A 12,177-nucleotide genomic window follows, 5' to 3' on the forward strand; every position below is an offset into this window, starting at 1 on the left:
ATGAATTTAACCACGCACACATTATGGTTATTTGCCGGTATCGGTATTGTTTTGTTGATTGCCAGCACGGTAGGTTTTATTTTAAAAAAGCGCATTAAAGAGCAACCCAATGCCGTTATCGATAACTTAAATGCGCGCATTAACGCCTGGTGGGTAATGGCGCTGTTAATTGGTCTGGCATTTTGCTTTGGCAATTTGGGCGTTATTTTGTTGTTTTACTGCGTGTCTTTTTACGCGCTGCGTGAATTTATTACCTTGACGCCCACCCGGCGCAGTGATTATCCGGCGTTGGTTGCTGCTTTTTATTTTGCCTTGCCGATGCAATACCTGTTGATTGCCATCGATTGGTACGGCCTGTTTGCCATTTTTATTCCGGTTTATGTGTTTTTGCTGCTACCCATCCTGGCTTCATTGGGCGGCGATACTACGCGCTATCTGGAGCGCGCCGCCAAAGTGCAATGGGGTTTAATGATTGCGGTTTATTGTATTTCCTCGGTACCGGCATTATTGACTTTAAAAATTAAAGGTTTTGCAGGGCAAAATCTGCAATTAATTGCTTGGCTTTTAGTCGTGGTGCAATTATCCGATGTCGCACAATATGTCTGCGGCAAACTGCTCGGCAAACGCAAAATTGCGCCCAAGTTATCTCCTTCCAAAACCTTGGAAGGTTTTATTGGTGGCGTATTACTCGCCAGCACTGTGGGCGCACTGCTGTTTTGGATAACGCCCTTTAGTTTCTGGCAGGCCGCGTTGCTCGCGTTAATCGTTAATCTGCTCGGCTTTGCCGGTGGCTTGGTGATGTCCGCCATTAAGCGCGACCGCGGCGTTAAGGATTGGGGGCAGATGATTGAAGGTCACGGCGGCATGCTCGACCGGCTGGATTCCGTGTGTTTTGCCGCGCCGATTTTCTTTCATATTGTGCGCTATTGGTGGGGATAGACTAATCGGCAATAGAAAGGGCAATCCATAAACAAGGTTAAGGATGGCAACCCATGCGCAACGCCCTGCTGATGCTGGCCGCCGGTTTGCTCAGTGTGCGTTTTCTGCCCGCCCTGCCACCGCTTGGGTTATTGCTCGCACTCGCCCTGATTGGGCTGATGTGCCTGCCTTGGCGCACTTATCTATTGAGTTTTTTCTTGTTTGGTCTGTGCCTCGCTTGCCTGTCCGCACAGCGGGCATTGGATGACCGCTTAAATCCGGCGCTGGATGGGCGTACCGTCTGGTTACAAGGGCAGGTGGTGGGACTGCCACAGCAACAACAAGGCACCATGCGTTTTGTGCTGGAAAATCCGACATCAAGGCGCGGCAAACTGCCCGCTCGTCTGCGGCTGAGTTGGCATCAGGGACAACCCGTTCAAGCCGGAGAAGTCTGGCGACTGGCGGTTACACTCAAACGCCCGCACGGCACGGTCAATCCAGCCTCTTTTGATTACGAGGCCTGGCTGCTCGCGCAACGTATCGGCGGAAGCGGCACGGTCAAACAGGGCGAGCGCATCAGCGCCGCGCAAGGTTTTGCCGCTTTTCGTGATGACATCCGCCAAAACCTGCTGAATACGCCCGCTTATGGTCGCGGCGGTGGACTGGCGGCGTTGGTGGTGGGTGATGGCTCGGGGCTTTCCCGCGCCGACTGGCAACTGCTGCAAGATACCGGCACGCTGCATCTGATGGTGATTTCCGGCGGTCATGTCGCGCTGCTGGCGCTTGCCGTCTACGCACTTATTGCGGGTATCGCCCGTCTGGGTCTATGGCCTGCCCGCTTTTCTTGGCTGCCGGTTGCCTCTGTGCTCGCCTTTGCCGCCGCGCTGGCTTATGGTCTTGTCGCCGGATTTGAAGTGCCGGTACGCCGTGCTTGCCTGATGATGCTGGTCGTGTTGGTTTGGCGCTTGCGTTTTCGTCACCTGGGATGGTTCTGGCCTTGGCTGCTGGCGCTCAATGCGGTACTGCTGATTGAGCCGCTCGCCAGTCTACAAGCGGGATTTTGGTTGTCCTTTATCGCCGCTGGATTACTGCTTTGGCTGTTTTGCGCCCGTCTTGGCCGCCTGCCTTGGTGGCATGGCTGGATAAAAGCACAGTGGGGTATGGCGATCGGCCTGTTGCCCGCACTGCTCGCATTGGGACTGCCGATAAGCCTAAGCGCCCCGTTTGCCAATCTGCTCGCGGTGCCCTGGATTGGCTTTATCAGCGTCCCGTTGGCGCTGCTGGGTACTTTGTTATCCCCACTGCCCTATCTGGGCGAAGGATTACTTTGGCTGGCCGCTGCGTCACTGCACTGGCTGTTTTACCTGCTGGGGCTGATAGCCGCCTTGCTGCCCGCACAAACCTTGCCCGCTGCGCCGCTTTGGGCATGGTTGCTGGGCGCTCTCGGCGCGGGCGTATTGCTGCTGCCTTCTGGCATACCCTTGCGTTTTTTCGGCGCTTTGCTGCTCGCGCCGCTGTTGCTGGTGCCCATCCACAAACCACCGATGGGACAAGCCGAAGTTTGGCTGCTGGATGTTGGTCAGGGGCTTGCCGTACTGCTGCGTACCCGCGATCACGCCATGCTCTACGACAGCGGCCCGAGCTACGGCGACTTTGACAGCGGCGAGCGCATCGTGTTGCCCTCGCTGCGCCGTTTGGGCGTAAAGCAGCTGGATTTAATGCTGATCAGCCATGCCGATAACGACCACGCGGGCGGCGCTGAAGCGATTATGCGCGCCATGCCTGTTGCGGCAGTGCAAAGCGGCGAACCGGCCAGACTGCCGCAAAGCCTAAACGCCACGCCCTGTATCGATGGACAAAGTTGGCAATGGGATAAGGTGACTTTTACCACCATGCACAAAGCCGATGCAAAAAGCAGTAATGGCAAAAGCTGTCTGCTGAAAATTACCGCTAATGGTGAACGCCTGCTGCTGACCGGCGATATTGATTATGAAACCGAACGCGCCTTGATTGCCGCCGGATTTGATCTAAAAAGTGACTGGCTGCTCGCCCCGCACCACGGCAGCAAAAGCTCCTCCAGCATGGCGCTGCTTAAAGCGGTTTCGCCGCACAGCGTGTTAATTTCCCGTGGTGCATACAACAGCTACAACCACCCGCATCCGCAAGTTTTGACGCGTTATCAAAAACTGGGCATTCATATCTTTGACAGCAGCCAAACCGGTGCACAGCGTATTGAACTGGGGCATTACCAAAAACTGCACCCTTTGCGGGAAGAGCAACAGCGGTTTTGGCGGTAATTCAGCCTCTCTCCCACCCCTCTCCCACCGCCTCAAAGGGATAGAGCGGATCACGGCGGTTTTGATAAGTGAATAATGAAAAATCCGCGCTGGTGACACCGGGGCTGTCACATTCAATCAGGGCGGCGCACAGTGGGCTAAATACCGGGCGGCAGTACATGCGCGATTTAAGCAGGATAAAACGCGCCTCAGCGGGGTTAAGGCCAAGGCTGGTAAAGGTGCCTAAATCCCAAGGTTCATGGGGTTTGCTGGTGATAACCAGTTTTGCTGCGCCAATATCGAAAACCGCGCTTTTCCCCATGCTGGCGGTTTGGCCGGTGTAGGTGGGGCCGGTTATCACATATTCGCCATGGGTTACAGCACGGACGATGCCACGCAGCCGGATGGGGTTAGCCGCACGGCCAATGCTGGGGATGGCGCATTGATTACCGATGGCGAGCATAAGGCTTGCACCTACGCCCGCTTGTGCCATTTGTGCTACGGCGGCAGGATCGCAGATTAGACCGGCCATGATTCCAGTAAGGCCCGCTTCCAGCGCAGCCATTAATACGTCCATCGTGTCGCAAGTACCGCCGGACATGCAGTTATCGCCGTGGTCGAGCAGCAGAATGGGTTTATCGACGTTTTGGGCTAATTCAAGTGCGCGGGCTAAGGATTGGGATAAGGGTTCGGCTTGGTAAACAAAGCCTTCCCGCGCCGCCCAGATTTGTTCGGCCAGTTGCTTAACCACTTGCTGCGCCTGCCGGTAGCCTGCTTCACCGCTGCCGACGGCGACCACGCTGATACAGGGATAAGGAATATCCGCCAGCGCAAATCCCGCCAATACCGATACGCCCGGCACGCCGTTTGCTTCAAACCTGCGGGCGGCCTGGATGGCCTCTCGCATGGCACCGCTTTCGCTGGTGCTGCGCAGCGTGTGAGTGACCAGCAGCAGTCGTTGCCAAGCAAGACGGGGTTTGGGCGCACCGCGCAGCAGCCAATCAAATAACAAACGACCGGCATGCTCGCCCGCTTCATACATATCGACATGCGGATAGGTTTTAAAGCTGATGATGACATCGGCGTTATCGACCATTTTTTGCGTGACATTACCGTGTAAATCCAGCGAGGCGGCAATAGGCACATTGGGATAACGTTGCCGCAGCCGTTCGAGCAAATCGCCTTCGCCATCATCGGTGTTTTCACAGGCCATTGCACCGTGCAAATCCAGCAGCAGCGCATCACAACCCGCCGCAGCTTCAACGATGCCATCACAAATCCTTTGATAAGCATCAGCCGCCACCCGCCCGCTGGGATTGGCAAAGGCCGAAACCGGCGTGACCAAGATGGCGCCTGCGGCCTCACTCAAATCGATAAAAGCGCTCATCGCAGTACGGCCGCCTTTGTTTTCGGCATAAGCCGCCGCGCCATAAGTCGGGCCGTTTTTGCCAAAGGCGGCAAGTGGCGTGGGTACGGGCGAGAAGGTATTGGTTTCGTGGTTCATTCGGGCAATCAGTACTTGCATGGTTTTATCCTTTATCGGCGGTTGTTTTCAGCCAGACCCAGTTTGGCCAAGGTATCGCTGGCTTCGACCAGCATGGCGGCGACTTCGGCGACTGATACACGAAGGCGCGTCGCTTGGCTGCGTAGATGGGCATAAGCCGCAGGTTCGTCCAATTGTTCGCGCTCCATTAACAGGCGGGTGGCGCGTTCAATCAGCCTGCGGCTTTTAATGGTTTCTTCGAGTTTTTCGATTTTGTGCTGCTGGCGGTCTTGGTATTGCTTGGCCGAACGCGCAAGCACCAGCGTGCTTAAAATCCCTGCCGAACGAAAAGGCTTGATCAGCACGCCGTGTGCTTGGCTTTTTAGCAGTTGTTTTAAGCTGGTCGGCGTTTCGTATTCGCTTAATGCAATCAAGGTCGCGCTGACTTCGCTGGCCGACCACAGGGCGCTTTCGTACTGCCCTTGCGCCAGCGCGAAAAACACCAGATCGGCCTTGGGCACACTCGCTGGAAACGGCCAGTAAAGCTGCGCAGCGCAGCCGATACGCCGCAGTTGCGCGGCGAGTAGTTCGCGGTCTTCACCCGGCGGATAGATCAGCGCCACGCGGATGCTGCGTAAATCCTCAAATAGACGACGGATAGCATGATCCACCGGCTTTAAGCCTCCTGCCCGGCCAGTGCATCGAAGCAGGGTGCGACCAGATACGGGTCTGGCCTGACCGGTTGCTCGCTTTGCCAGAGCACATCAAATTGCCCGTCCAAGCGACAACGACCAATGTAGGGCGTAAGCAGGCAATGATGATTGTCTTGCAGGATTTGCAGCCGCCCGCTGGGGGATTGCAGTTCCAGGCCATACAGCGCGGCGCGCAATTTGTCGCTATCAAGGCTTGCCGTTTGCGCCAGAGCACGGGCGAACAGGTGCATCTGGCTGTAGGCGGTTTGTGCGTAGGTACTGACCGGCAAATCGGCAAAACGCTGTTTCCAACGCTGCAAAAAATCTGTATTGGCAGGGCTTTGCAAACTGGCAAACCAGGTCGCCGCCGTTAAATGTCCGGCGCAGCAATCGGCACCGACTTTGGCAACCTCGGCCTCGCTCATGGTTAAGCTCGCAATCGGCGTTTGCTGCGCACGCAATCCTGCTTGCCAAGACAGTCGGTAGAAGAGTTCGGCATCGGTGCCGACAAAGGTGGAAAACACCGCATCGGGAGCGCTTTGCAGCAGTCTTTGCACCAAGGCCTTCATCGCGGCTTTATCGCTACCCAGTGGCAGATAGCATTCCAGCGCGATTTCCCCGCCGTATTGCTCGACCGTATCACGCATGATGCGGTTGGTTTCGTGCGGGTAGACGTAGTCCGAACCCACCAGCGCAAAGCGTGTGCCGCAATGCCCCATCAGCCAGGCGGCCAGTTGCATGCAGCCCTGATTGGGCGCCGCGCCGCTGTAAATCACATTGGGCGAATATTCAAAACCTTCGTAGACCGAGGCGTACCAGAGCAGCGCGTTGTGCCGTTCAATCAGTGGCAGCATGGCTTTGCGGCAATGCGAGGTGCAGCCGCCGAAGATCACATTGATGTCATCATCCAGCAAAAGCCGCGCGGCTTGACGGCGGTAATGCTCCGGCGAGCTGCGCGGGTCGTAGACCACTGGAATCAGCGGCTTGCCCAGCACGCCACCGCCTTGGTTAATTTCCTCTAGGGCGAGGCTGCTGCCAAAAAAATGCTGCGATTCGGTGGTCGCGGTTACGCCACTGCGTGAATACAACACGCCAATGCGCCAGCCCTGCTCGGTCGATGGATTAGGCATGCTTTAAACCGTCAAGTGGTGAAGGATTTGCTGCGCCGCGCCAGTATCCGTGCTCTTTCCAGCGGCGACTGATTGCCCGCGCGACAGTATCTGCCAGCGCTCGCAAACGGACAGGGCAAAACCGACGTTTTGTTCGACGACTAATAGCGTTGTGCCGCGCTGCTGGCGTTCAAAGGCAAGCGCGGCGGCCAGTTGCTCAATCACCGAAGGTTGCAAGCCCTCGCTGATTTCATCAAGCAGCAACAGGCGCGGGCGCTGCATCAAGGCACGCGCCAGTAGCAGCATTTTTTGTTCGCCGCCGGAGAGCGTGCCGGCTTTTTGTTTAAGTCGCTCGTCAAAACGCGGGAACAGGGTGCAAATTTCGGCGAAACGCTCGGCAAAATCCCGTTCATCAGCAAGCGCCAGGCGCAGATTGTCACGGATGGACATTTCCGCAAACAGCGCCCGCTCTTGCGCCGCGTAAGCCACCCCTGCACGCGCCATTTGCTCTGGTTTTAAGCGGCTTGCGGGCCTTCCAAAAAGCTGCATTTGCCCACCCACTTTGGGCAGATAACCCATGATGGTTTTTAGCAAAGTGGTTTTTCCCATGCCGTTTTTGCCAAGCAGCGCCAGTGCCGCGCCTTGCTCAATGGATAGCGATAAATCGCGCAGCACCAGCGCCGACTGATAGCCGCTGGCAATGCCGGACAATTGCAAGGCTGGATTAGTCATCCGCGTGACCCTCCTGCTGCATTCCGGCATAAATACGCTTAACCAACTCCGACGAGGCGACTTCGGCAAAACTGCCATCCATCACTATGCGCCCTTGGTGCAGCACCACAATGCGTGTGGCGATCTCGGCGACAAAGTCCAAATCATGCTCGACCAGCAGGCAACATAGGCCGTAGTCATGCGCTAACTGCGCCAGTACCTTGCCAATCTGACTGCGTTCGGCTTTGGAAAGCCCCGCCGTCGGCTCGTCCAGCAGAACAATGCGCGGAGCGAGTGCCAGCACCATACAGAGTTCCAGCGCCTGCTGCTGGCCGTGCGACAAGTCGGAGGCGATAGCCGTTAATTGCTGGTCAAGGCCGGTTTGCTTTAATACGGCCAGTGCGTAATCCGGCAGATCAAGCTGCCTTGCACGCCCCCACCAACGAGGGCGTTGATGACGCAAGCGCGAAAGTTGCAGTGATTCGGCAACGCTTAAGCTGGGAAACACGTTGGCATTTTGAAATTTTCGCCCCAACCCCAAACGCACGCAGTCATTGGGGGCACGTCGCCCGATACTTTGTCCACAGAGCAGCACTTGCCCCGCCGAACGCTCTGCACCATCGGCCAGACAGCGCATCAAGGTGGTTTTACCCGCGCCGTTAGGGCCAATCAAACCGACTAACTCACCACCTTTGGCAGCAAAGTCAATGCCTTCAAGCACTTTTAAGCTGCCAAATTGCTTGGTTACGCCAGATAACTGCACGCTGGCCGGATGCGCTTCTGTAGTCTGTACGGCAGGCGTTAATTGCACGACAGGCGCGGTGCCCTGCCAAAAGCGCTGAAACGGTCGCAGTAACAGCGGCAACAAACCGCCGGGCAGCCAAAGGATCACTAAAATAAAGGCAAGTCCAAGCAGCAGTTGCCAAATAAAGGGCAGCGAACTGCTCAAATAGGACGACACCCAATTGATGACGAGCGCACCAATCACCGCGCCCCAAACGCTAGCGCGACCGCCCAGGGCGACCCAGATAATCAGTTCGGTGCCAAAGACAAAGCCGCACAGTTCCGGCGCGACCACGCCGCTGAATGCGCCGTAGCCAAAACCGGCCAGCGCCGCCAGCGTGCCGCAAACCATCAGCAAGCCGATGCGAAAGTAAGCGGTATTTATCCCCAAATAAGCGCAGCGCTCTTCGTTATCGCGCAGCGCCAGCAGCACGCGCCCGCCGTCGCTTTGCATCATCCACCAAGCGAGCAAAGCCAGTAGCGATAATCCGCCCGCCGCCAGCACATACCAAGCTTCTAGCGATAAATCAAAGCTGTCAAAGCCGGATAATCCGGAAGAAGAGCCGGTGACAGTGCCACCGGAGAGCATCGCTTGTGCGGCCACTATCGGTAGCACCAAGGAAATCACCGTGGCAAAAAACGGCGAAGCGCCGCGATAAAAGGAAAGCCAGCCCACCAATAACGCCAGCAAAGCCGCGCCAAAGAGCGCAGCGGCAAAGCTAAGTAAGGCGCTTAGCGGCGAAAAACCAAAATGGCTAAAACCCAGCGCCGCCGCATAAGCGCCCAAGCCAAAGAATGCCGATTGTCCAAAGGTCAAGTAGCCGCTGTAGCCCCAAAGTAAATCCACGGTAATCGCGGCCATTGCAAAAAAGCAGCCTTTAATCAGTACGTTAAGCAAGTAAGTATCAAATAGATAGGGGCCACTTAGGGTCAGCAGCAGGCAAATGGCCGCGAGCAACAGCAGGTTGTGTGCGTGGCTCTTAGGTTTTGTTTTAGTCATGGATAAACCCTTGGCAGCAGGCGCAGCGTTAAGGCAGCGAGCAAAGCAATGCTGACCGCGCCCAAAATCGGGCTTAAGTAAAAACTGACCAGCACCTGTACAGCGCCAAACAGCAGGCAGGTTAAAAGCAGTGCGCCCATTTTGTTACCGGCGACCATCACCAACATAAAGGCCGAAACCAGCCAAGGCAGCCCCAAATTCGGCTCCAGCGAAAACAACGGGGTAATCAGCGCACCGGCCAGTGCGCCCAAGCCTGCGCCTAAGCCAAAGGTCAAAAGGCGGATGCGTTCGGTAGCAATACCCAAGCCGCGCGCCAGTTCTTCATTAAAGATAACCGCGCGGGTGCGCACGCCAAAGCGGCTGAAATCGAGCAGTGCGGTCAAGACACCGTATAACAGCAGCGCGGCGACTATCAGCAGCAAGCGCCACAGTGAATAATCCGTTCCCCATAGATTGACCGCTCCTTGCACGGGCGAGTCAACAAACTGCACGCCACGGCCAAACAGCAAAATAATCACTTGCCCCAGCACCAAACCCAGTCCCCAGGTCGCCAAAATCGCATCCAGCGGACGACGATAGAGCCTTCGCAGCATCAACCGCTCCACCAATATGCCAAACGCCATACCTAAGACAAACGCCAGCGGCAGCGCCGCCCAAGGATTAAAACCCAGCCGCGCCGCTACCAGCGCCGCATAGCCGCCTAAAGTGATGGTGGCGGCGTGGGCGAAGTTGACGATTTTCATCACGCCAAATACCAGCATCAGCCCGCTTCCGACCACAAACAGCATGGCGGCGGTGCTTAACATATCCAGCAATAAACCCATGCAGCGCTCCGTTTTTAGATTGTTGTTAAAGCCTTCCCTCTCCCTCAAGCGGGCGAGGGCTGGGGGAGAGGGCGCAATAGAGCCGTTAGAGCTTGGGACACTGCTCGCCGGGGTCGAGGTTCTCAAAGGTTTTAATGGTGGAAAGCGTACCATCTGCCTGTACTTGAGCCAGGCGCATGGTCAGTGCGGCATGGCGCTGGCGGTCCATTTTGACCGTGCCGCGCGGGCCGTCAAAAGAGACCTCGCTAAGCGCCGCGACCACTTTGGCCGGATCAAAGCTGCCCGCTTTTTCCACCGCCGCTTTGTACAGGTAAATGGCTTCGTACTGCGGTTCGGATAGATCACTTTGCGTTTGATAATCCACACCAAATTTTTCTTTTAACGCCGCCAAAAAGCGCTGATTTTGCGGATTATCGATGCTGGTCAAATAAGAAGCGGACAGGTAAATGCCGTTCGCCGTATCGCCCATACTCTTGGCCGTGCCTTCATCGAGCGACAGGCTGCCGTAGTGCAAATCAAGCCCGGCGGCGCGCACTTGTTTGGCAAGGCCGACATTGGCGCTGCCACCCGCCGTTGCGGTAAGCAGTGCATCCGGCGCGGCGGCGCGGACTTTAGCGACTATCGCGGTCCAGTCCGTGCCATCCAGTGGCAGGTATTCTTCACCGACCACTGCGCCGCCTTTTTGCTGGATGTAAGCCCTTGTGTAATCAAACATACTGCGGCCAAAGTTGTAGTCATTTCCGACTAAAAAGAAGGTTTTGCCGTTCAGCTCATCGGTAAAGTAATCGACAATGGTCGCCACCTGCTGCTCTGGCACCCAGCCGTTAATGTGCATCCAGCGGTTGCAGGCGTGCCCTTCATAGAACGAGGTATAGATATAAGGCACGCGGCCACGGTTAATGATGGGTAGTCCAGCATTACGTGCGGCGCTGATTTCCATCGTGATGATGGCATCGACTTTTTTCTGGAAGACCAGCGCGTCATAGGCTTTTTGTGCGCCGATAACGGAAGTGGCATCGTCGGCGACTTCCAGCACCACTTGCCTGCCTAAAATACCGCCTGCTGCGTTGATTTGCGCAGCGGCCAGCTCCGAAGACTGCAAAATCGCCGGAGCAATCACGCTATTGGAGCCGGACAGCCCCAGCGGAATGCCAATGCGCACCGGCTCTGCCGCCTGGCTTAGCGCGCCAAACAGTCCAAGGCTAGCGGCGGCCAGTAAGCTAAACAAACCCGGCCGTGACGGATAACGACGGTTCATTGTATTTCTCCTTTTTTGTGTCTTTTATTGCGTGATGGGTAGCGGTTTATTAGACATAGATGTTGTACAAATCCGTGCGCCGGTCGCGCTGTATATGGTTAAAGGCATTGAACTGGCGCTTTCTTCGCATGGCGGCAATATCCACTTCGGCCATGATGATCTCTTCGTTTTCACTACTGCCCGCCGCGCTTAGCGCAAAGCCTTCACTACCAGCAATCAGGCTGCGCCCGACAAAATGCATGCCGCGCTCAATGCCAATCCGCGCAGCCGACGCAATCACCAAGCCATTACTGTGCGCTCCGGCAAGACAGAGTGAATGATGCACGGTGGGGCTTTCCGGCGTTTGCCCGGGCATAAACACCCAATTGGTCGGCACGGCAATCACATCCGCGCCTTGCAGCGCGAGCAGCCGATAAACTTCAGGAAACCAGCCGTCGTAACAAATGGCAACACCCAGCACGCCCCAATCGGTATGAAAAACCGGCAAGCCGCTATCGCCCGGTTCAAAGAATTGGTTTTCCTCGCCCCATAGATGCAACTTGCGATAACTGCCGATATAACCGCGCGGCCCGGCGACCAAGGCTGAGTTGTACAATCGGTCGCCAGCGTGTTCGGCAATACCGGCCACCAGCCAGATGCCCAGCTCTTCTGCCTGTTTGATTAAAGCCTGCGCCGTCTCGCCATCCGGTAACGGCTCGGCCAAGGCAAACGCCTCTTGCCTGCTGGCAAACATATAACCGCTATTGGCGAGTTCCGGCAGCACCACCAATTGCGCACCCTGCTCTGCCGCCTTGCGGATAAGGCTCAGCGAGCGGGTGCGATTTTGCTTGAGTTCGCCGACCACCGGCTGCATCTGTATGCAGGCAATCTGTACGGTCGTTTTGTCTGGTTTGTCCATCAGTGCCTCTTTTGTATTTTTCGTGCAAACAAAAAGCCCCTGACCGCACAGTGCCTTTGCTCTGCGCAACATCAGGGGCTTTCATAGCCAATGGTTAGTAGAAGCAGCGCTCATGGCTGCGGGTATTGCAAAATTCAAACCGGTCGCCTTTGACCGGCCTGGCAAGGTTAGATGGCCTTTAAAAAGATTGTCAAGGCCAGGCGTTGGTTCCAACTAAACAGCAAC

The 12,177-nt window shown here is 56.2% G+C and carries 10 protein-coding genes; 2 read left to right on the forward strand and 8 right to left on the reverse strand.

Annotation, left to right across the window (positions count from 1 at the left end):
- Entirely contained in the window at nt 1-939 is a 939-nt protein-coding gene (locus AXE65_RS08365) for a phosphatidate cytidylyltransferase (RefSeq protein WP_068390801.1), read from the forward strand.
- A 53-nt stretch (nt 940-992) separates the two neighbouring features.
- Complete coding sequence (locus tag AXE65_RS08370; protein WP_068390804.1) at nt 993-3,215, forward strand: DNA internalization-related competence protein ComEC/Rec2; 2,223 nt, start codon at nt 993-995, stop codon at nt 3,213-3,215.
- 1 nt (nt 3,216) lies between these two features.
- On the opposite strand, the gene AXE65_RS08375 is transcribed toward AXE65_RS08370, so the two are convergent.
- From AXE65_RS08375 to AXE65_RS08410, 8 genes are all read right to left on the reverse strand, one after another.
- Complete coding sequence (locus AXE65_RS08375; protein ID WP_068390807.1) at nt 3,217-4,719, reverse strand: M81 family metallopeptidase; 1,503 nt, start codon at nt 4,717-4,719, stop codon at nt 3,217-3,219.
- Between the two features lie 11 nt (nt 4,720-4,730).
- Nucleotides 4,731-5,348: an ANTAR domain-containing response regulator gene (locus AXE65_RS08380; RefSeq protein ID WP_068390811.1), complete on the reverse strand. Its 618-nt coding sequence runs from the start codon at nt 5,346-5,348 to the stop codon at nt 4,731-4,733.
- 5 nt (nt 5,349-5,353) lie between these two features.
- Nucleotides 5,354-6,499: a transporter substrate-binding domain-containing protein gene (locus tag AXE65_RS08385; RefSeq protein WP_068390814.1), complete on the reverse strand. Its 1,146-nt coding sequence runs from the start codon at nt 6,497-6,499 to the stop codon at nt 5,354-5,356.
- 3 nt (nt 6,500-6,502) lie between these two features.
- Nucleotides 6,503-7,210: an ABC transporter ATP-binding protein gene (locus tag AXE65_RS08390; protein WP_068390817.1), complete on the reverse strand. Its 708-nt coding sequence runs from the start codon at nt 7,208-7,210 to the stop codon at nt 6,503-6,505.
- Complete coding sequence (locus AXE65_RS08395; RefSeq protein ID WP_068390820.1) at nt 7,203-8,972, reverse strand: branched-chain amino acid ABC transporter ATP-binding protein/permease; 1,770 nt, start codon at nt 8,970-8,972, stop codon at nt 7,203-7,205. The genes AXE65_RS08390 and AXE65_RS08395 overlap by 8 nt, the downstream gene beginning before the upstream one ends.
- Complete coding sequence (locus AXE65_RS08400; protein WP_068390823.1) at nt 8,969-9,796, reverse strand: branched-chain amino acid ABC transporter permease; 828 nt, start codon at nt 9,794-9,796, stop codon at nt 8,969-8,971. Before AXE65_RS08400 ends, AXE65_RS08395 begins: the two co-directional genes overlap by 4 nt.
- A gap of 85 nt (nt 9,797-9,881) precedes the next feature.
- Entirely contained in the window at nt 9,882-11,054 is a 1,173-nt protein-coding gene (locus AXE65_RS08405) for a substrate-binding protein (RefSeq protein ID WP_068390825.1), read from the reverse strand.
- A gap of 49 nt (nt 11,055-11,103) precedes the next feature.
- On the reverse strand, nt 11,104-11,952 hold the full coding sequence (locus tag AXE65_RS08410; RefSeq protein ID WP_068390960.1) for a nitrilase family protein: 849 nt from the start codon (nt 11,950-11,952) through the stop codon (nt 11,104-11,106).
- Between the last annotated feature and the right edge of the window lie 225 nt (nt 11,953-12,177).

Origin of the sequence: Ventosimonas gracilis (genome assembly GCF_001580025.1) — a bacterium.
In the GTDB taxonomy this organism is placed as follows: domain Bacteria; phylum Pseudomonadota; class Gammaproteobacteria; order Pseudomonadales; family Pseudomonadaceae; genus Ventosimonas; species Ventosimonas gracilis.

What these genes read in the sequence shown, in the direction of transcription:
- AXE65_RS08365 (WP_068390801.1), top strand. Translation starts at nt 1, where the DNA reads ATGAATTTAACCACGCACACATTATGGTTATTTGCCGGTATCGGTATT.
- AXE65_RS08370 (WP_068390804.1), top strand. Translation starts at nt 993, where the DNA reads ATGCGCAACGCCCTGCTGATGCTGGCCGCCGGTTTGCTCAGTGTGCGT.
- AXE65_RS08375 (WP_068390807.1), bottom strand. Translation starts at nt 4,719, where the DNA reads ATGCAAGTACTGATTGCCCGAATGAACCACGAAACCAATACCTTCTCG.
- AXE65_RS08385 (WP_068390814.1), bottom strand. Translation starts at nt 6,499, where the DNA reads ATGCCTAATCCATCGACCGAGCAGGGCTGGCGCATTGGCGTGTTGTAT.
- AXE65_RS08390 (WP_068390817.1), bottom strand. Translation starts at nt 7,210, where the DNA reads ATGACTAATCCAGCCTTGCAATTGTCCGGCATTGCCAGCGGCTATCAG.
- AXE65_RS08395 (WP_068390820.1), bottom strand. Translation starts at nt 8,972, where the DNA reads ATGACTAAAACAAAACCTAAGAGCCACGCACACAACCTGCTGTTGCTC.
- AXE65_RS08400 (WP_068390823.1), bottom strand. Translation starts at nt 9,796, where the DNA reads ATGGGTTTATTGCTGGATATGTTAAGCACCGCCGCCATGCTGTTTGTG.
- AXE65_RS08405 (WP_068390825.1), bottom strand. Translation starts at nt 11,054, where the DNA reads ATGAACCGTCGTTATCCGTCACGGCCGGGTTTGTTTAGCTTACTGGCC.
- AXE65_RS08410 (WP_068390960.1), bottom strand. Translation starts at nt 11,952, where the DNA reads ATGGACAAACCAGACAAAACGACCGTACAGATTGCCTGCATACAGATG.